At 59.5% G+C, this 19,396-nt stretch carries 21 protein-coding genes and 1 other RNA gene; 7 read left to right on the top strand and 15 right to left on the bottom strand.

What is annotated here, in order from left to right; all coding sequences use genetic code 11:
• Positions 1 to 322: 322 nt before the first annotated feature.
• Together rnpB and rsmI are read right to left on the bottom strand one after the other, a co-directional pair.
• An RNA gene (rnpB, locus tag CAF74_RS03915) (RNase P RNA component class A) lies at positions 323 to 676 on the bottom strand.
• A 73-nt stretch (positions 677 to 749) separates the two neighbouring features.
• Complete coding sequence (rsmI, locus tag CAF74_RS03920) at positions 750 to 1,655, bottom strand: 16S rRNA (cytidine(1402)-2'-O)-methyltransferase (protein WP_085745355.1); 906 nt, start codon at positions 1,653 to 1,655, stop codon at positions 750 to 752.
• Positions 1,656 to 1,832: 177 nt separating this feature from the next.
• On the opposite strand from rsmI, the gene CAF74_RS03925 reads away from it, so the two are divergent.
• The 4 genes from CAF74_RS03925 (at position 1,833) to CAF74_RS03940 (ending at position 5,277) form a co-directional block, all read left to right on the top strand.
• Positions 1,833 to 3,644, top strand: coding sequence for a penicillin-binding protein activator (locus CAF74_RS03925; RefSeq protein WP_064599306.1), 1,812 nt, complete (start codon positions 1,833 to 1,835; stop codon positions 3,642 to 3,644).
• The gene (locus CAF74_RS03930) at positions 3,644 to 4,006 is read left to right on the top strand and encodes a YraN family protein (RefSeq protein ID WP_007956783.1); all 363 of its coding nucleotides are present in this window, start codon (positions 3,644 to 3,646) and stop codon (positions 4,004 to 4,006) included. The genes CAF74_RS03925 and CAF74_RS03930 overlap by 1 nt, the downstream gene beginning before the upstream one ends.
• Positions 4,007 to 4,108: 102 nt before the next feature.
• Complete coding sequence (locus CAF74_RS03935; protein ID WP_007928463.1) at positions 4,109 to 4,702, top strand: phosphoheptose isomerase; 594 nt, start codon at positions 4,109 to 4,111, stop codon at positions 4,700 to 4,702.
• Positions 4,699 to 5,277: a BON domain-containing protein gene (locus CAF74_RS03940; RefSeq protein WP_011335871.1), complete on the top strand. Its 579-nt coding sequence runs from the start codon at positions 4,699 to 4,701 to the stop codon at positions 5,275 to 5,277. The genes CAF74_RS03935 and CAF74_RS03940 overlap by 4 nt, the downstream gene beginning before the upstream one ends.
• Positions 5,278 to 5,327: 50 nt before the next feature.
• Here CAF74_RS03940 and CAF74_RS03945 read toward each other — a convergent pair whose 3' ends face one another.
• The 7 genes from CAF74_RS03945 to rplM form a co-directional block, all read right to left on the bottom strand.
• Positions 5,328 to 5,741 carry a ClpXP protease specificity-enhancing factor gene (locus tag CAF74_RS03945; protein WP_085745356.1) on the bottom strand — a complete coding sequence of 138 codons (414 nt, stop codon included), beginning with the start codon at positions 5,739 to 5,741 and terminating at the stop codon, positions 5,328 to 5,330.
• Positions 5,742 to 5,757: 16 nt separating this feature from the next.
• Positions 5,758 to 6,375, bottom strand: coding sequence for a glutathione S-transferase N-terminal domain-containing protein (locus CAF74_RS03950; protein WP_085745357.1), 618 nt, complete (start codon positions 6,373 to 6,375; stop codon positions 5,758 to 5,760).
• Between the two features lie 147 nt (positions 6,376 to 6,522).
• Positions 6,523 to 7,305 (bottom strand): cytochrome c1, encoded by a 783-nt coding sequence (locus tag CAF74_RS03955; protein WP_007956790.1) that lies wholly within the window; start codon positions 7,303 to 7,305, stop codon positions 6,523 to 6,525.
• Positions 7,305 to 8,516, bottom strand: coding sequence for a cytochrome bc complex cytochrome b subunit (locus tag CAF74_RS03960; protein WP_007956792.1), 1,212 nt, complete (start codon positions 8,514 to 8,516; stop codon positions 7,305 to 7,307). The genes CAF74_RS03955 and CAF74_RS03960 overlap by 1 nt, the downstream gene beginning before the upstream one ends.
• Entirely contained in the window at positions 8,516 to 9,109 is a 594-nt protein-coding gene (petA, locus tag CAF74_RS03965; RefSeq protein WP_007917031.1) for a ubiquinol-cytochrome c reductase iron-sulfur subunit, read from the bottom strand. The genes CAF74_RS03960 and petA overlap by 1 nt, the downstream gene beginning before the upstream one ends.
• A gap of 268 nt (positions 9,110 to 9,377) precedes the next feature.
• Positions 9,378 to 9,770: a 30S ribosomal protein S9 gene (rpsI, locus tag CAF74_RS03970; protein WP_007956794.1), complete on the bottom strand. Its 393-nt coding sequence runs from the start codon at positions 9,768 to 9,770 to the stop codon at positions 9,378 to 9,380.
• 14 nt (positions 9,771 to 9,784) lie between these two features.
• Positions 9,785 to 10,213 (bottom strand): 50S ribosomal protein L13, encoded by a 429-nt coding sequence (gene rplM / locus CAF74_RS03975; protein ID WP_003228062.1) that lies wholly within the window; start codon positions 10,211 to 10,213, stop codon positions 9,785 to 9,787.
• Between the two features lie 244 nt (positions 10,214 to 10,457).
• Between rplM and CAF74_RS03980 the strand changes: the two genes are divergently transcribed.
• Positions 10,458 to 11,498 (top strand): NADP(H)-dependent aldo-keto reductase, encoded by a 1,041-nt coding sequence (locus tag CAF74_RS03980; protein WP_085745358.1) that lies wholly within the window; start codon positions 10,458 to 10,460, stop codon positions 11,496 to 11,498.
• Between the two features lie 132 nt (positions 11,499 to 11,630).
• Here the strand turns inward: CAF74_RS03980 and CAF74_RS03985 are convergent, their stop codons facing one another.
• Positions 11,631 to 12,767 (bottom strand): acyl-CoA dehydrogenase family protein, encoded by a 1,137-nt coding sequence (locus tag CAF74_RS03985; protein ID WP_085745359.1) that lies wholly within the window; start codon positions 12,765 to 12,767, stop codon positions 11,631 to 11,633.
• 246 nt (positions 12,768 to 13,013) lie between these two features.
• On the opposite strand from CAF74_RS03985, the gene CAF74_RS03990 reads away from it, so the two are divergent.
• Positions 13,014 to 13,910: a GlxA family transcriptional regulator gene (locus CAF74_RS03990; RefSeq protein ID WP_176240469.1), complete on the top strand. Its 897-nt coding sequence runs from the start codon at positions 13,014 to 13,016 to the stop codon at positions 13,908 to 13,910.
• Between the two features lie 62 nt (positions 13,911 to 13,972).
• Here the strand turns inward: CAF74_RS03990 and zapE are convergent, their stop codons facing one another.
• The 3 genes from zapE to CAF74_RS04005 form a co-directional block, all read right to left on the bottom strand.
• Positions 13,973 to 15,067, bottom strand: coding sequence for a cell division protein ZapE (gene zapE, locus CAF74_RS03995; RefSeq protein ID WP_039766273.1), 1,095 nt, complete (start codon positions 15,065 to 15,067; stop codon positions 13,973 to 13,975).
• A gap of 90 nt (positions 15,068 to 15,157) precedes the next feature.
• On the bottom strand, positions 15,158 to 16,513 hold the full coding sequence (locus CAF74_RS04000; RefSeq protein WP_085745361.1) for a tryptophan--tRNA ligase: 1,356 nt from the start codon (positions 16,511 to 16,513) through the stop codon (positions 15,158 to 15,160).
• A gap of 24 nt (positions 16,514 to 16,537) precedes the next feature.
• Positions 16,538 to 17,167, bottom strand: coding sequence for an alpha/beta hydrolase (locus CAF74_RS04005; protein ID WP_085745432.1), 630 nt, complete (start codon positions 17,165 to 17,167; stop codon positions 16,538 to 16,540).
• Positions 17,168 to 17,311: 144 nt separating this feature from the next.
• On the opposite strand from CAF74_RS04005, the gene CAF74_RS04010 reads away from it, so the two are divergent.
• Positions 17,312 to 17,746, top strand: coding sequence for a YhcB family protein (locus tag CAF74_RS04010; protein WP_007956803.1), 435 nt, complete (start codon positions 17,312 to 17,314; stop codon positions 17,744 to 17,746).
• 67 nt (positions 17,747 to 17,813) lie between these two features.
• On the opposite strand, the gene CAF74_RS04015 is transcribed toward CAF74_RS04010, so the two are convergent.
• The gene (locus CAF74_RS04015; protein ID WP_007956806.1) at positions 17,814 to 18,545 is read right to left on the bottom strand and encodes an OmpA family lipoprotein; all 732 of its coding nucleotides are present in this window, start codon (positions 18,543 to 18,545) and stop codon (positions 17,814 to 17,816) included.
• 114 nt (positions 18,546 to 18,659) lie between these two features.
• Positions 18,660 to 19,304: an MBL fold metallo-hydrolase gene (locus CAF74_RS04020; RefSeq protein WP_085745362.1), complete on the bottom strand. Its 645-nt coding sequence runs from the start codon at positions 19,302 to 19,304 to the stop codon at positions 18,660 to 18,662.
• Positions 19,305 to 19,396 lie beyond the last annotated feature (92 nt).

Consider the following 19,396-nt stretch of genomic DNA (forward strand, 5'->3'; position numbering starts at 1 on the left):
AGGAATGCGCCCACCACACCGTCAAGGCGCGGATTAAAGGAAAACCCTTACAGAACGGAGATTTAGGAGCATAAAAGGAGGAGCAACGAGAATCTGGCGGATGCTTTTATCCAATAACTTGAAGCAGCACTGAAAGCTGCGCTCGAAAGTTAAAGTAATTTGTTAAGAGTAAGATTTTTTCGGTATTACAAAAGCGCTTCTGCTGTTGATTGAAGCACGGTGGGAAATGGCTATTACTGCGTTTGCCGCTGCCGGTTTCAGCGCAGGCCTGCTGATAATAAACAGCCCTGTCGCCTTTAATTCAAGCAGGGAAAAGAAAAAGGTGGAGAGTCGATCTGTAAGCCGGGTTCTGTCTTGAACAGTCATTCGTCTACGATGGCCATCACTGGACATCTTTAGCAACCTACCCGGTCCCAGCGCGGGCCACGCCTTGGGACCCTATTTGGTCTTGCTCCAAGTGGGGTTTACCTAGCCACGAACTGTTGCCAGACGTGCGGTGCGCTCTTACCGCACCTTTTCACCCTTACCGGCGCCGAAGCGCTTAGGCGGTTATTTTCTGTGGCACTTTCCGTAGGCTCACGCCTCCCAGGCATTACCTGGCACTTCGCCCTATGGAGCCCGGACTTTCCTCCCCCCCCTAATTTTCATAGAGGGCAGCGACTGTCCGATCGACTCTCCGCCGCGCAGGTTAACGGCAGAGCGGCCGAAGAACAAGCGCTAATAGCCCGCAAACCGGTCTGCGCGACGGGTTACGCGTCTTTTTGCCGGTCCAGCGCCACCTGATACAGCACGTTTTTGCGCTCACCGGTGATTTGCGCCGCCAGAGCCGCCGCACGCTTGAGCGGCATCTCTTCCAGCAACAGGTTGAGGATGCGCATCGCCTCGCTGCTGACGGCATCTTCAGACTCCGGCGCGGTCCAGCCCGCCACCACCACGACGCATTCGCCACGCTGCTGATTGCTGTCGGCCTCGACGAATGCCCGCAACTCGCTCAGCGGCAAGCCCTTGAGCGTTTCAAAGGTCTTGGTGATTTCACGAGCGAGCAATGCCGGACGATCAGCGCCGAACACCGCTTCCATATCCCGCAGACATTCCAGAATGCGATGCGGCGCCTCGTAGAAAATCAGCGTGCGCGGCTCTTCTTTAATGGCTTCCAGGCGTGCTTTGCGCCCCACAGCCTTGGCCGGCAGAAAACCTTCGAAGATAAAGCGGTCGGATGGCAGACCGGCAGCCGACAACGCCGCGATCAACGCGCACGCACCTGGCACCGGCACCACATTGATCCCGGCCGCACGCGCCTGACGCACCAGGTGATAACCGGGATCGGAGATCAGCGGCGTACCGGCATCAGAAATCAGTGCGACGTTGTCGCCCGCCAACAGACGGGTAATGAAGCGACTGCCCTCATCCCGCTCGTTGTGTTCATGACAGGCTGCCAGCGGCGTGGAGATGCCAAAGTGCTGCATCAGGCGCTGGGAATGGCGCGTATCTTCGGCGGCGATCAGCGCCACCTCGCGCAGGATCTTCAACGCCCGGGCGCTGATGTCATCCAGGTTGCCGATGGGCGTCGCCACCACATAAAGCGAGCCCGCAGCGGAATTCAAAGGACCTGGAGCAGTCAAAGCGCACACCTCATGATCGGTAAAAGCCGCCATTGTAGCGCGTCGTGCGCCGGTCGACGCGTCCGGGTCGGACACGGTTTGTCGCACCATTGTGAGGCTGCGCACTCTTTGTATCAGCTAAATTGACGGTTTCACGCCAGTAACATCGCGCCCCGGCCAGTGCTTGGGTACAATTCGACGCTAATTTGATCGAGTATCAGGAACACTTACATGATCGCTTGCCTGCGGCTGTTCACTGCCCTCTGCCTCGCTGCCTTGCTGGCGGCTTGCGCCAGCTCCCCTTCCTCCAGCCTTGGCGAACTTCCACGGACCCCGGATGCCACCATCGAGCAACTGCTCGAACAGGCTGCCCAGGCCAAATCGCCGGACAAGGCTGCTCTGCTGCGCCTGAGTGCGGCAGACATGGCATACCGCCAGGGCAATGCCGGACAGTCCGCGCAAATCCTGCAGCAAGTGCCGATGGAGCAACTCCAGCCGGGCCAGCAGGCATTTGCCAGCACGCTGTCTGCTGAGCTGGCCATGACTCGCAACCAGCCGAAAGCCGCGCTGACTGCCTTGAGCCATCCAAGCCTGCAACGCCTGAGCGAAATGTCGGTACCGCTGCAAGTTCGCGCCGGCACCGTTCACGCCCGCGCCCTTGAAGCCGACGGTCAGACCCTGGCCGCCGCCCGCGAGCGCATCTTCATCGCGCCGATGCTGGAAGGCGAAGCTGCCAGCAAGAACCACGAAGCGATCTGGACCCTGATTGCGTCACTGCCGGCCGATCAACTGCAAGCGAACACCACCGATGACCTCGGCGGCTGGATGAGCCTGGCCCTGGCAGTGAAAACCGCCGGCACTCTGGAACAGCAGCAAGCCGCCATCGACAACTGGCGCAACCAGCATCCAAAGCATCCAGCCGCAATCAACCTGCCGCTGCCACTGACCAAACTCAAGGAACTGGCCAGCCAGCCCCTGAGCAAGATCGCCCTGCTCCTGCCGCAGGACGGCCAACTGGCCTCGGTCGGCAAGGCCCTGCGTGACGGCTTCATGGCCGCGCACTATCAGGCTCAGCAAGCCGGTCAGAAACCGCCGGCCATCGAGTTCTATGACAGCTCGAAACTGACCAACCTCGACGAGTTCTACCGCAAGGCCCAGGCCGATGGCGTGCAACTGGTCGTCGGCCCGTTGGAGAAACCGCTGGTCAAACAGTTGAGCACTCGCCCGCAACTGCCGATCACCACCCTCGCCCTGAACTACAGCGAAGGCGATCAAGGTCCGGCGCAGCTGTTCCAGTTCGGTCTGGCCGCTGAAGACGAAGCCCGCGAAGTCTCACGCCGCGCCCGTGCCGACGGTCTGCATCGCGCCGCCATCATGGTGCCGAAAGGCGAATGGGGCGACCGCGTCCTGCGTGCTTTCAGCCAGGACTGGCAAGCCAACGGCGGCAGCATTGTCGCCACCGAACGCGTCGACCAGCCGGTGCAACTGGCCCAGCAGATCGCCGACATGTTCCAGCTGCGTCAGAGCGAAGCTCGCGCCAAGAGCCTGCAGAATGCTGCCGGCACCAACGTTGCCGCCCAGCCTTCGCGTCGCCAGGACATCGAATTCATCTTCCTCGCCGCCACTCCTCAGCAGGCGCAGCAGATCAAGCCGACCCTGAACTTTCAGTACGCCGGTGACGTGCCGGTCTATGCGACCTCCCACGTGTTCAGCGCCAGCGGTGACGTGAACCAGTACAACGACATGAACGGCGTGCGCTTCTGCGAAACCCCGTGGCTGCTGGAAACCAGCGATCCGCTGCGTCAGCAGGTCACCGCGCAATGGCCACAAGCTGCCGGTAGCCTCGGTCGCTTGTATGCGATGGGCGTCGATGCCTATCGTCTGGCGCCACGTCTGGATCAACTGAAAGCATTGCCGGACAGCCGCATCGAAGGCCAGTCGGGCAGCCTGGGAATGACCCAGTCCCAACGCGTCGTCCGTCAGTTGCCATGGGCACAGTTCGTCAGCGGTCAAATCCAGCGCCTGCCGGACACTCCACGCTGATGCCCGACAGGTCACACCTGCAAAGCGGCAAGGATGCCGAGCGTCAGGCGCTCGAGCATTTGCAACACCAGGGTCTGCGCCTGCTGGCGCAGAACTGGTTATGTAAACGCGGTGAGCTTGATCTGGTCATGCTTGATGGCGATACAGTAGTATTCGTCGAAGTCCGTTACCGAAAGAACACTCAATGGGGTGGCGCACTCGACAGCATCGATGGGCGCAAACGGCAGAAACTGATTTTCGCCGCACAGTATTTTCTTCAGCGCGAGTCGCGTTGGGCCAATTCCCCCTGCCGCTTCGACGTGGTGGCCATCGACAGCCACCAGGGTCAGCTGAACTGGTTGCAGAATGCGTTCGACAGTTGACCGCCTGCTCCGACCCGGACACTTTCACTCAACACTTTTGCTCTTTGCTTTGCGGGCTGCACATTCACGTGCCGGACAGCCGCGCTAATTAAGGTCACACAGATGGACATGCAATCCCGAATTCGCCAGCTTTTCCAGGCCAGCATCGACACCAAGCAACAGGCGATGGACGTACTTGCACCGCACATCGAGCAAGCCAGCCAGGTGATGGTCAACGCACTGCTCAATGAGGGGAAAATGCTCTCGTGCGGCAACGGCGGCTCGGCCGGCGATGCCCAGCACTTCTCCTCGGAGCTGCTCAACCGTTTCGAGCGTGAGCGCCCTAGCCTGCCGGCGATCGCGCTGACCACCGACAGCTCGACCATCACCTCGATCGCCAACGACTACAGCTACAACGAAGTGTTCTCCAAGCAGATCCGCGCACTCGGCCAGCCGGGTGACGTATTGCTGGCGATTTCGACCAGCGGCAACTCGGCGAACATTATTCAGGCGATCCAGGCCGCACATGATCGCGAAATGATTGTCGTAGCATTGACCGGACGCGATGGCGGCGGCATGGCTTCGCTGCTGCTGCCCGAAGACGTCGAGATTCGCGTACCGGCCAACGTCACCGCACGTATTCAGGAAGTCCACTTGCTGGCGATCCATTGCCTTTGCGATCTGATCGACAGCCAACTGTTCGGGAGTGAAGAATGACCCCTAATCGCCTTGGCCTTCTGGCCTTGACCCTGTGCCTCGGCATCAGCGGCTGCACCTCGGTGGTGAATGCCAGCCGTGAAGCGCCGATCGAAGACGACCGCGGCACCCGCACTTTCGGCAGCAAGATCGATGACTCGCTGATCGAAACCAAAGTCGGCGTCAACGTGGCCAAGGCCGATCCGGCCCTGGACAACGACTCGCACATCGTCGTCACCAGCTTCAACGGCGTCGTTTTGCTGGCTGGCCAGACCCCGCGCGCAGACCTCAAGGAAAAGGCCGAACAGGCCGCCGCCAACGTTCAGCGCGTGAAAAAGGTCCATAACGAACTGCAAGTGTTGCAGCCCTCCTCCCTGCTGGCCCGCCAGAACGATGCCTGGCTGACCACCAAGATCAAGACCCAGATGCTCACCGACGCCAGCATTCCCGGCTCGCGGATCAAGGTCGTGACCGAGAACGGCATCGTCTATCTGCTGGGCCTGCTGACCAAACAGGAAGCCGCCCAGGCGACCAATCTGGTGCAGGGCGTTTCCGGTGTGCAGAAGATTGTGAAGCTGTTCGAATACATCGACTGACCGCAAAACGCAGGCACAAAAAAGGCGATCCAACCGGATCGCCTTTTTTATTACTTCACCACTTTCAGGCTTGGCCGGCCGCTTGGGCGCGGTGGCTCGCTGTCCGGTGGCGGAACATCGTCATCCTGATCGATCTCGTCTTCGTCATCCATCGGCGACTCCAGATCGAACACCATGCCTTGACCGTTCTCCCGGGCATAGACCCCCAGGATTGCAGCAATCGGCACGTACAGACTGTGCGGGACGCCACCGAAGCGACCTTCGAAGGTCACAACGTCGTTGTCCATGTGCAAGTGCCGCACGGCACTCGGCGAAATGTTCAGGACAATCTGCCCGTCACTGGCAAAGCCCTGTGGCACCTGCACCGCCGGGTACTCGGAATTGACCAGCATGTGCGGGGTGCAATCGTTATCCACAATCCACTCGTAGAGCGCGCGGACCAGATAAGGTCGACTGGAGTTCATAGCGGCTCCTTAAGCCTTAGCGCATGTCGCGTTCGACACCAGACAGACTCGCCTGGAAAGCCTCACGCGCAAACTGACGCTCCATATAATCAAGCAGCGGCTTGGCCGGCCGCGGCAGTTCTATACCCAGAATCGGCAAACGCCAGAGTATTGGCAATAGGCAGCAATCCACCAGACTTTGTTCCTCACTGAGGAAAAACGGCTTGTCGGCAAACAGCGGCGACACGCCCGTCAGGCTTTCGCGCAATTCCTTGCGCGCCGCGGCACGGGCCGCTTCCTTGGTGCGCGAATCCAGAATCAGATCCACCAGACCACACCAGTCACGCTGAATGCGGTGAATCAGCAGACGGCTGTTGGCACGCGCCACCGGGTACACGGGCATCAATGGCGGATGCGGGTAACGCTCATCCAGGTATTCCATCACCACGGTCGACTCCCACAACGCCAGGTCACGATCGACCAGCGTGGGCAGACTGCCGTAAGGGTTCACTTCAATCAGTTTAGGCGGCTGACGACCAGCCTCCACAAAAATGATTTCGGCGCTGACACCCTTCTCTGCAAGCACGATGCGCACTCGGTGGGAATAGTGGTCGGCGGGGTCGGAGTAACAGGCCAACCGATTGGTCACGCCCATGGCGATCCTCCTCGCTTGTTGAAATAGTCGGAGCCGGAAAAACGCGCGCGCCCAGAGGGCGCCTCCCGCAACGGCTGGCGAACCAGGCGTTGCGTTTCAGAGGCGCCCTTGGGCGCGCGCGATTAACAGCAATTGCTTGAAGCGTTATCAGTGCACGTCTTTCCAGTATTCACGCTTGAGCAGGTAGGCGAACACAAAGAAGAACGCCAGGTACAACAAGACGTAAGTACCGATGCGCTGATGTTGCAGCTTAACCGGGTTAGCCGAGTAAGCCAGGAAGGTTACCAGATTCTTGACCTTCTCATCGAACTGCTCTTCGTTGAGGGTTCCGGTTTTCGGCACGATGGTCAGCTGATCGCACGCTTCATGAGTCAGAGGCGTACCGGTCAGCGGGTCATATTGCTTCTTGCCGTCTTCGACGATCTGCACCTGTTTGCAACCTACGACCTGACGACCTTGCAGGCCGACCAGCACGTTAGGCATGCCGACGTTCGGGAAGACCTTGTTGTTCACGCCCCATGGACGTGCAGGATCTTCGTAGAACGACTTGAGGTAACCGTAGAGCCAGTCAGTGCCGCGAACACGAGCCACCAGCGTCAGGTCCGGCGGCGCTGCGCCGAACCAGGTCTTGGCGTCGGCCGGCTGCATGCCGATGTTCATGTGATCGCCGATCTTGGCGCCGGTGAACACCAGTTTCTCCAGCATCAGTTCGTGCGGAACGCCGAGGTCATCGGCCACACGCTCGTAACGCTGGAACTTGGCACTGTGGCAACCCATGCAATAGTTGGCGAAGGTACGCGCACCATCCTGCAGGGCAGCCTTGTCGGACACGTCGATGTCGACCTTTTCCAGTTCCGGACCACCGTGTTCGGCCGCGAAAGACAGCACTGGCAGAGCAGCAAAAATCAGAGCAAAAAATAACTTTTTCATCAGCCAGTCACCCTTTCCGGAACCGGTTTGGTCTTCTCGAGCCTGGTGTAGAACGGCATCAGAATGAAGTAGGCGAAGTACAGGAAGGTGCAGACCTGCGACAGCAGCGTACGGCCTGGCGTCGGGGCCAGAACGCCCAGAATGCCGAGGATCACGAACGAAATGCAGAACACCACCAGCCAGATCTTGCTCATCCAGCCTTTGTAGCGCATCGACTTGACCGGGCTGCGGTCGAGCCACGGCAGGACGAACAGCACCGCAATCGCCGCCCCCATGGCGATAACACCCATGAGCTTGTCAGGGACCGCACGCAAGATTGCGTAGAACGGTGTGAAGTACCAGACCGGAGCAATGTGCTCAGGGGTCTTGAACGGGTTGGCTTGCTCGAAGTTAGGCTTTTCGAGGAAGTAACCGCCCATTTCCGGGAAGAAGAACACAATGAAGCAGAAGATGAACAGGAACACCACGACGCCGACGATATCTTTTACGGTGTAGTACGGGTGGAAGGCGATACCGTCCAGCGGGATACCGTTTTCGTCTTTGTGTTTCTTGATGTCCACGCCGTCCGGGTTGTTCGAACCGACTTCGTGCAGCGCCAGGATGTGCAGCACCACCAGACCGAGAATCACGATCGGCAGGGCAACCACGTGCAGGGCGAAGAAGCGGTTCAGGGTGATCCCGGAAATCAGGTAGTCACCGCGGATCCACTGGGTCAGGTCGTTGCCGATGACCGGGATCGCGCCGAACAGCGAAATGATCACCTGGGCACCCCAGTAGGACATCTGGCCCCACGGCAGCAGGTAACCCATGAAGGCTTCGGCCATCAGCGCCAGGTAGATCAGCATCCCGAAGACCCACACCAGCTCGCGCGGTTTCTGGTACGAACCGTAGAGCAGGCCACGGAACATGTGCAGATAGACCACGATGAAGAACGCCGAAGCGCCGGTGGAGTGCAGCAGGCGCAGGATCGAACCGTACTCGACGTCGCGCATGATGTATTCGACGGAGGCGAACGCTTCTTCCGCCGACGGGGTGTAGCTCATCGTCAGCCAGACACCGGTGACGATCTGGTTGACCAGAACGAGCAGCGCCAGCGAGCCGAAGAAGTAGAAGAAGTTGAAGTTTTTTGGAGCGTAATACTTGCTGAGATGGTCTTCCCACATCTTGGTGGCGGGGAAGCGCGCATCAACCCAATCCATGAACTTGCTCATCACGCTTTCTCCGTATCGACGCCAATGACAATCAGGTCATCGGTCTCATAGGAATGCGGGGGTACTGGCAGGTTCAAAGGCGCAGGTTGCGACTTGTAGACGCGGCCAGCCAGATCGTAGTGGGAACCGTGGCAAGGGCAGAAATAGCCGCCTACCCAGTCTTTGCCCAGATCTGCGGGTGCCACTTCGGGACGGAAGGTCGGTGAGCAACCCAGGTGAGTGCAGATCCCGATCAGCAGGAGGATTTCCGGCTTGATCGAACGCACTTCAGGGTCGACATAAGTGGGTTGCGTGGAGTTTTTGGAGGTCGGATCGGAGAGCTGGCCCTCGATCTTCTTGAGATTCCCCAGGATTTCCTCGGTACGGCGGACAATGAACACCGGCTGGCCGCGCCATTCAGCAATCATCTGCTGTCCTGGCTCGATTTTGCTGACATTCACTTTCACCGGTGCTCCGGCAGCCTTCGCCTTGGCACTGGGAAACCATGACCCCACGAACGGGACCGCAGCCCCCACCGCTCCTGCAGCACCCACCACGGATGTGGCTGCTACCAAGAAGCGACGCCGGCCTGCATTCACGCCGTCATTGCTCATTCAGTCCTCTCCCATCAGCTTTGTGGCCTGTTAAATCAGGCGTCTACTAAATTGAAACTATGTACTTATAAAAATTTTGCCGAATGGTAATGAAAACCCCCAATTCTGACAAGGTAATTACCCGGAGGGCTGGCCCTCAAGCCTTGTAGTATAGGGGGTCTACGAATGTGGCAAGTTGTCACAGCGCAATTATTCAAGAAATCGCACGCATAAAAAAACGCCCGGTTCCGTGAGGAATCGGGCGTTCTTTTTGAACGTGGAAGCGAAATTAACGCTTCGAGTACTGCGGACGCTTACGCGCTTTACGCAGACCAACTTTCTTACGTTCAACTTCACGGGCGTCGCGGGTAACGAAGCCAGCTTTGCGCAGAGCGCTACGCAGGGTTTCGTCGTAGTCCATCAGAGCGCGAGTGATGCCGTGGCGGATTGCGCCAGCTTGACCACTTACACCACCACCGATGACGGTGACGTAGATGTCGAACTTCTCGACAGTCTCAGTCAGTTCCAGCGGCTGACGAACTACCATGCGGGCAGTTTCGCGACCGAAGAACGTGTCCAGGGAGCGGTTGTTGATGGAGATGTTACCAGTACCCGGACGCAGGAAAACGCGTGCGGTTGCGGTCTTGCGACGGCCAGTGCCGTAATTTTGAGTCGCCGACATAATGAACTATTCCGTTAAATCTTCAGTTCTTGGGGCTGCTGAGCAGTATGAGGGTGTGCAGCGCCCGCATAGACTTTCAGCTTACGGTACATGTCGCGACCCAGTGGGTTTTTAGGCAGCATGCCTTTAACCGCGGTCTCGATCACGCGCTCAGGGGCCTTGGCGATCAGCTTTTCAAAGTTGATCGACTTGATGCCGCCCGGGAAACCGGAGTGGGAGTAGTACATTTTGTCAGTGGTTTTAGCACCGGTAACACGGATCTGCTCGGCGTTGATTACGACGATGTAGTCGCCGGTGTCAACGTGAGGAGTGTACTCAGGCTTGTGCTTGCCACGCAGACGGCTCGCGATTTCGGTGGCCAGACGACCCAGGGTCTGACCAGCAGCGTCGACGACAAACCAGTCGCGCTTTACTGTTTCCGGTTTAGCAGTAAAAGTTTTCATTCTTTATAGCCTCAGGGGCCGCCTGTAAATAAGACGGCGGATCTTACTGAATAGTGCGTACTTTGACAAGTCAAAGGCAGCCGGATACAGACGCTTTCGGGGGCTCGGGTCGGCGCGTCCGTTCAACGGCAAGATTCTTCGGCGGCGGCGCATCACTTCCACTGCAGAAAGAGGTCGGCAATTATGCAGATTGCGAAAAAAATTTCAACCTGCTTTTATGCTTGTTTTGCCCAAGGAGCACCCGATGGACTATCGCCAGCTAGGCCGTACCGACCTGAACGTGAGTGCAATCTGCCTCGGCACCATGACCTGGGGCGAGCAAAACACTGAAGCTGAAGCCTTCGCCCAGATCGAACGGGCAAAAGAGGCCGGGATCAATTTCCTCGACACCGCCGAGATGTACCCGGTGCCGCCGAAAGCCGAAACCTACGCCACCACCGAGCGCTACATCGGCAATTACTTCAAGAGCCGTGGCGACCGCGCCGACTGGATCCTCGCCAGCAAGATCGCCGGCCCCGGCAACACCATCGACTACATCCGCGACAAGAACCTGCGCCACAACCGCCACCACATCACCGAAGCCGTGGACGCCAGCCTCAAGCGCCTGCAGACCGACTACATCGATCTGTATCAATTGCACTGGCCGGAGCGCAGCACCAACTTTTTCGGACAGCTGGGCTACAAGCACCAGACCGAAGCCAACCTGACGCCGCTCGAAGACACCCTTGAAGCACTCGATGAGCAAGTGAAGGCGGGCAAGATCCGCCACATCGGCCTGTCCAACGAGACCCCGTGGGGCACCATGCGCTTTCTCGCCCTCGCCGAAGCCCGCGGCTGGCCGCGCGCCGTGTCGATTCAGAACCCGTACAACCTGCTCAACCGCAGTTTCGAGATCGGCCTGGCGGAAATCGCCATCCGTGAACAGTGCGGCCTGCTCGCCTATTCGCCGCTGGCGTTCGGTTTCCTGTCGGGCAAGTACGAAGGTGGGGCGCGTCCGCCGAAAGGCCGCCTGAGCCTCTACAGCCGCTTCAGCCGCTATTTCAACCCGCAATCGGAGGCGGCCTGCAGCCGTTACGTGGCGCTGGCCCGTGAACACGGCCTGGATCCGGCACAAATGGCCCTGGCCTTTGTGAATCAGCAACCGTTCGTCACCAGCAACATCATCGGAGCGACAACGCTGGAGCAACTGGACAGCAACATCGCCAGCTACGAGCTGAAACTGTCGAAGGAAGTGCTGGAAGGGATCGAAGCGATTCACAAGGATCATCCGAACCCGGCGCCGTGATCCAGGACGATGATCGTTCCCACGCTCAGCGTGGGAACGCATACCGCGATGCTCCGCGTCACTCCCAAAGCGGACGCAGAGCGTCAATGGCGGCATTCCCACGCAGAGCATGGGAACGATCACACGCTCGGATCAAAGCGACCGCGCAATGATCTCCTTCATGATTTCATTGGTGCCGGCATAGATCCGCTGCACCCGCGCATCCGCCCAGGCCCGGGCCACCGGGTATTCCCACATGAAACCGTAGCCGCCATGCAGCTGCACGCACTCGTCGAGCACCTTGCATTGCAGGTCGGTGCCCCAGTACTTGGCCATCGCCGCCGTCGGCACGTCGAGCTTGCCTTGCAGATGCAGCTCCAGGCAGCGGTCGACGAACACCCGACCGATCTGAATCTCGGTGGCCATTTCCGCCAGTTTGAAGCGGGTATTCTGGAAGTCGGCAATCGACTTGCCGAACGCCTTGCGCTCGCGGGTGTAATCCAGCGTCCACTGAAGCGCCGCCTCGGCTGAAGCCAGACCGCCAATCGCCACGGTCAGACGCTCCTGCGGCAGTTCCTGCATCAGATAGGCAAACCCTGCCCCGGCCTGACCCAGCAGGTTTTCTTTCGGCACTCGCACGTCCTGGAAGAACAATTCCGACGTGTCCTGCGCCTTCATTCCGACCTTCTCCAGGCGCTTGCCCTTGTCGAAGCCCGGCGTGTTCGACTCCACCAGAAACAGGCTGGTGCCCTTGGCGCCGGCCTTGGGATCGGTCTTGGCGACAACGATCACCAGATCCGCCAGGAAGCCATTGGTGATAAAGGTTTTCGAGCCGTTGATCACATATTCGTCGCCATCCAGCACCGCCGTGGTCTTGACCCCTTGCAGGTCGGAACCGGCACCCGGTTCAGTCATGGCGATCGCGGTGACCATCTCGCCGGACACCAGTTTCGGCAGGTACTTCTGCTTCAGCGCCTCGCTGCCGTAATGCAGGATGTACGGCGCAACAATGTCCGAATGCAGCGAGAAACCGATGCCGGTCAGGCCCAGCCGCCCTACTTCTTCGATCACGACCGCACTGTAAAGAAAGTCCGCCCCCAACCCGCCGTATTCCTCCGGCAGGTGCGAGCACAGCATCCCCGCCTCCCCCGCCTTGTTCCACAGTTTGCGGTCGATGTAGCCTTGTTTTTCCCATTGCCCATGGAACGGCACGGCCTCTTTTTCGAGGAATGTTCGTACGCTGTCGCGGAACAATTCGTGCTCGGAGCTGAACAAGGTTCTGGGAATCATGCGGCACCTTTTCTTTATTGTTGGAGGGATCAGACCTTTAGAGACTAAGCCTCGCTTCCGATACAGGACACTGGACACATCCGACAAAAAATAAGACGATCCAGCCGTCTGGTGACCACTTTCCCTTATAAAAACAAAAGTTGAATTATGTCCAAGCAAGTCTCCACGCCCTTGCGGCGCGTCAGCATCCTGGCGATCGACCGGGTTTTCGCTTCCACCCTCATGCAAGCCAAGGATTTCTTCCATCTGGCCAGCCTGCGTTACGGCAAACAACTGGGCCACGGCCTGACTCCGGCGTTCGAAACCCGCCTGGTCAGTCCCGACGGCAAACCGGTGAACAGCTTCAGTGACGTGGTCATGCCGGTGGACGGTAGCCTGGAAAACGCCGACGTCATCATCCTCCCGGCGTTCTGGGACGATTTCGATACGCTGTGCCAACGTTATCCACAGATCCTGCCGTGGCTTCGCGAACAGCATGCCCGGGGCGCCGTGCTCTGCGGCGAGGCCACCGGGGTGTTCTGGCTGGCCGAGGCCGGGCTGCTCAACGGCAAGGAAGCGACCACCTACTGGCGCTTCTTCAACGCCTTCGCCGAGCGCTTCCCGCAGGTCTACCTCAATCAGGACAAGCACCTGACCGACGCCGACAACCTGTATTGCGCCGGCGGTACGACCTCGGCCTGCGATCTCTACATTTATCTGATCGAGCGCTTCTGCGGCGCCAACGTGGCTCAGGCTGTGGCCCGCGACATTCTCTATGAAGTGCAGCGCAGCTACGCCCCGGGACGCATTGGTTTCGGCGGTCAGAAGTTGCACCAGGACGTGATCATCCTACAGATCCAGCACTGGCTCGAAGAGCATTTCGCCGACAAGTTCCGCTTCGAAGACGTGGCGCGCGAGCACGGCATGAGCATCCGCAACTTCATGCGCCGCTTCCAGACCGCCACCGGCGACAAGCCGCTGCACTATCTGCAACGGCTGCGCATCGAGACCGCCAAGGGCTTGCTCTCCGGCAGTCGCAAGAGCATCAAGACCATCAGCTACGAAGTCGGCTACGACGATGCGAGCTTCTTCGCACGGCTGTTCCGCCAGCACACCGAACTGTCGCCGAACCAGTACCGGCAGCAGTTCCAGCAAGCTGCCTGACGATTCGACCAGACACAAAAAAGGGCCTGCATGTGCAGGCCCTTTTTGTTTGCCGAATCCGCTTAAGGCTTGTGTGCCCGGGACAGGAATTCGTGGGATTGCATTTCCAGCAGACGGCTGAGGGTACGCTGGAACTCGAACGTCAGACGTCCGCCGGTGTACAGGTCTTTCAACTCCACTTCGGCAGAAATGATCAGCTTGACGTTACGGTCGTAGAACTCGTCAACCATGTTGATGAAGCGCCGGGCAATGTCGTCGGTGGTGACGCTCATCTGCTCCACGCCACTGAGCAGCACGGCGTGGAAGATCTTGCCCAGTTCGATGTAGTCGTTCTGGCTGCGCGGGCCGTCGCACAGTTCGCGGAAGTCGAACCAGGCCACGTCGTCGCAAGTGCGCAGGGCACGGATTTCGCGATTCTCGATGATCAGCACATCGTTTTCCACTGCCGCCGTACATTCCGGGGTCAGTGCCTTGAAGCTCTTGCGCAGGCTTTCGTGAGCAGCTTCGTCGAGCGGGAAGTGGAACAGTTCCGCTTGTTCGAGGTGGCGCAGACGGTAGTCGACGCCACTGTCGACGTTGACGATCTCGGTGTTCTGCTTGATCAGCGCGATGGCCGGCAGGAAGCGCGCGCGTTGCAGGCCATCCTTGTACAGACCGTCCGGCACGATGTTCGAGGTGGCGACCAGGGTCACGCCGTTCTTGAACAGCTCTTCCATCAGCGTGCCGAGAATCATGGCGTCGGTGATGTCGGAGACGAAGAACTCATCGAAGCAGATGACCCGCGATTCCGTCGCGAAGCGCTTGGCGATGATGGTCAGCGGGTTTTTCTCGCCGCCGAGGGTTTTCATTTCTTCGTGCACGCGCTTCATGAAGCGGTGGAAGTGAGTGCGGGTCTTTTCCTTGAATGGCAGTGCTTCGAAGAAGGTGTCCACCAGGTAAGTCTTGCCGCGACCCACGCCGCCCCAGAAGTACAGGCCCTTGACCGGCGTCTGATCCTTTTTGCCAAACAGCTTGCCCAGCAAACCCGGCTTGTTCTGCTCGGCCGCGATCAGATCGTCGTACAGGCGTTGCAGATGACGCACGGCAGTTTCCTGCGCCGCATCGTGGAAGAAGTCCGGGCGTTTCAGATCAGCTTGATATCGTTCTAGGGGCGTCATAATTCGTTAGCAAGGCAACAAAAACGGGCCGTCACTGTAGCGATGGCCCGTGGGAATGGCAATCGGCCCTTGGTCGGGCCGGCCCGTTGATTATTCCTGAACCGGTGTCAGAGCGACCCGCAAGGCCTCGACGGCCGCATCCCGCGCAGCCACGTCGGCGAACGCCGGGCTGTCGCCAACGCACTCGCCTTCCAGCCAGACGCTGAAGCTCAGCTCTTCGCTGCGCACATCCAGCGCCTGACCCGATTGCAGCTGCTTGGTCACCTGACCGGCGGTTTTACCGTCGGCGAAGTTGCGCGACAGCAGCAATTGCTCGCCGTCGGCCGCCAGCAGACGGAAACGGAAGCTGCCGTCGTCTTCACGGAAGCTGACGAAACGTGCGGCTTTCGCGGCTTTCTTCTTGGAGGTCGCGGCCACCTGAACCTGATTGACGAAGGAGCGCAGGCCGACCGCTTCGCGCAACTCGTTGAGGAACGGCGTCGCCACCGCACGAGCCTTCTTGGCGCCGTGTTGCAGGATGTCCTCCAGATCTGCCGGACGCTCGATCAACTGGTGATAACGCTCGCGGGACTCGCCCAACTCGTTGTCCAGCAGCTGGAACAGACGGTTCTTCGCCTCGCCCCAACCCAGACCGCCCAGCAGCTCGCTGCGGAACTCGTCGGCCTGCGCCGGTGTGGCGAACGCCTGGAACAGGGTGAACAGGTGCGAGTTGTCCGGATCTTTCGCTTCGCCCGGCGCTTTGGAGTCGGTAACGATTCGCGAGATCGCGTCCTTCATTTCCTTGGCGCTGGAGAACAGCGGAATGGTGTTGTCGTAGCTCTTGGACATCTTGCGACCGTCCAGGCCCGGCAACGTGGCCACGCTTTCCTCGATCAGCGCTTCGGGCATGGTGAAGAACTCCTTGCCCTGGCCGAACAGGTGGTTGAAGCGCTGGCCGATGTCACGGGCCATTTCCACGTGCTGGATCTGATCGCGACCGACCGGCACCTTGTGCGCGTTGAACATCAGAATGTCCGCCGCCATCAGTACCGGATAGCTGTACAAACCCATGGTGATACCGGCATCCGGGTCTTCGCCGCTCTCGACGTTCTTGTCCACCGAAGCCTTGTAGGCGTGGGCGCGGTTGAGCAGGCCTTTGGCGGCAACGCAGGTCAGCAGCCAGGTCAGCTCGGGGATTTCAGGGATGTCGGACTGACGGTAGAAGGTCACTCGATCCACATCCAGGCCACCGGCCAGCCAGGTCGCGGCGATTTCCAGACGCGAGCGCTGGATGCGCAGCGGGTCATCGCACTTGATCAGGGCGTGATAGTCGGCCAGGAAGTAGAACGAGTCGGCGTTGCTGTCGCGGCTGGCGAGAATCGCCGGGCGGATGGCGCCGGCGTAGTTGCCCAGGTGCGGGGTGCCGGTGGTGGTGATGCCGGTGAGGATGCGGGTACGGTTCGTCATGGGTAATCGCTTGTCAGACTGCAATCAATTCGAGAGACGCGGCAGGATCAGATCCTTGAGATCGGTCAGCTTGCCATGAAAAAAGTGTCCGCATTCTGCCACTTTCAGCAGCTCATGGGGGCGCGGGAGTTTTTCAGACCAGTCGTAGACCAGCTGCGGATCGATCACTTCATCGGTTTCCGGCTGGATCACGGTCAGCTCACCCTGCTGCGGCAATTGATCCTGATCGCCCAGACGCATCACCGCCGGCGCGACCATGAACAGATGCTTGAGCGTGATGCCCCGGGATTCGAGACGACCGCCGAGACTTGCTGCAACAAATCCACCGAAGGAGAAACCGAACAGGGTCAGCGGCAGATCCGGATGTTTTTCCAGCAGCCATGCGGCAGCGGCTTGGGCGTCATCGACTTCACCGGTGCCCATGTCATGGGAACCTTCGCTGGCACCGACGCCGCGATAGTTGAAGCGCAAGGTGATCAGGCCGGCGTCGCGCGCGGTGCGCTGCAGGGTCGAGACGACCTTGTTGAGCATGGTGCCGCCCTGCACCGGGTTCGGGTGGCAGATCAGCGCGATGCCGCGTGGCTGCTCATTGTCCAGATACAAAGACTCAAGTTGCCCCACCGGGCCATCAATCACTACAGGGGTTTCACGCATCAGCAAGGAAGGAACTCCGTGACCTCGGATCGGGTCGACTCGTCTAGCAAATTGTCTGTGCCAGTCTATTGCGAGTGAATCGCGGTATACAGCGCAGGTTCGAGCCGTTAACGTAAAGCAAAGCCGTTTATAGAGGAAGGACTCGTGGAACACTCGCTCTTAGTTTGGTTGTTACCGACTCTTGCCCTGGTTGTGGGTGTCGCCATTGGTTTCCTGATCGCTCGCGTTGCGCCGAACGCCGCGCCCAGCCGCACGCAGCGTCAACTGGATGATATTCAGGAACGTTTCGACAGTTATCAGAACGAAGTGGTGACCCACTTCAACAGCACCGCCAATCTGGTCAAGAAGCTGACCCAGAGCTATCAGGAAGTGCAGGATCACCTCGCCGAGGGTGCCAACCGCCTGGCCCTGGACGAGCAGACCCGTCAACGCTTGCTGGCCTCGCTGCACGCCGACGCGGCACAGGCCCCACGGGAACGCCTGACGCCACCACGGGATCAGGAACCGCCGCGTGACTACGCGCCGAAGACCCCGAACTCGCCGGGCATGCTCGACGAGCATTACGGCCTGAAGAAGTAATCAGCTTTCGCGCCAACAAAAAGCCCCCGGACAATCACTTGTCCGGGGGCTTTTTTGTACCTGACGGTTACGGGTACTGCTGAACCGTGCCCGGCTGCTGCTGACCACCGTACTGCTGGCCCGGAATCGCCTTGAGGTTAACCTCGACGCGACGGTTCTGCGCCCGGCCATTGACGTCACCGTTGCTGGCGATCGGATTATCCGGACCGGCACCGCGGGCACTCAGGTTGGCACCGCTGACGCCTTGCGAAGTCAGGTAGGTCGCCACGCTCTGCGCACGACGCTGGGACAGGTCCATGTTGTGCTGACGACTGCCAGTGCTGTCAGTGTAACCGACGATTTCGATCTGGTTCTGGTTGAACTCTTTGAGCGAGTTGGCCAGGTTGTTCAGCGGCTGATAGAAACTGGAAGCTATGTTCGCCGAATCGGTGGCGAAGGTGATGTTGCCCGGCATGATCAGCTTGATCTGATCGCCCTGACGCTGCACTTCAACCCCTGTGTTGGCCATGCTGGCGCGCAGTTTTTTCTCCTGCTGGTCGGCGTAGTAGCCGTAACCGGCGGCCGAGGCACCGACGACGGCTGCGCCGATCAGCGCACCCTTGCCGCGGTTGTTGTGGTCGATGGCGGCACCGGCCAGCGCGCCGGCCAGCGCACCGAGGCCACCGTACTTGGCGGTTTTGCTCATGCCCTGGGAGCCACCGTCGGCCTGACCCTGATTGTCATACGGGTTGGGCGAGGCGCAGCCGGACAAGACGGCCACGGCAGTAGCGACAATAATCAAACGACGCGTGGTGAACATGGAGTGCTCCTACATTTTGCATTCTGTGGTGCAGCGGCCATTGGCAACTGGCCCGTGCGGGCGTTGGATCATGACAATGCACAAAAATTCCGCCGGGCACCCGTGACAAAATGTTTAGGCACGCACAAACGGGTTCTCGCGCATCTCATCCCCCAGACGCGTATCCGGACCATGCCCGGCTACAACGGTCGCGTCTTCATCCAGGGTGTATAGCCGTTGCTTGATCGATCGCACGATGGTCGCCTGATCGCCGCCCCACAAATCCGTGCGCCCTACTCCGCGACGAAACAGCGTGTCGCCGGCAATCAACAGCTTAGCCTCGGAAAACCAGAAGCTCATGGAACCTGGCGTATGCCCCGGCGTGTGCAGCGCCACGCCACAACCGCAGGCCAGCTCTTCATCATCGCTCAACCAGCGATCGGGAGACGGCACCGGGGTGTAAGGCACGCCGAACATCTGGCACTGCATCTCGAGGTTGTCCCACAGGAACTGATCCTCTTTGTGCAGATGCAAGGTGGCGCCGGTCTTCTCTTTCATCTGTCCGGAAGCCAGGAAGTGGTCGAGGTGCGCGTGAGTGTGAATGATGCTGACCACTTTCAGACCGAGGGCATCGAGCCGGGCCATGATCAGGTCAGGGTTGCCGCCCGGATCGACGACAATGGCTTTTTTGGTGATCGGATCGCCGATGATCGTGCAGTTGCACTGGAGCGGGCCGACGGGGAAAGTTTCGCGAATGAGCGCGGGATTTGCAGCGGTCATGGGAGATCCTGAACAGACATTGAAGACAGTGCGCAGAGGCTGATTTCCGCCATTTTACGTTGTTGGCATCGCAGGATGCCGACACAGCGCAA

Source organism: Pseudomonas sp. R45(2017), assembly GCF_002112305.1.
GTDB lineage: Bacteria > Pseudomonadota > Gammaproteobacteria > Pseudomonadales > Pseudomonadaceae > Aquipseudomonas > Aquipseudomonas paraglycinae.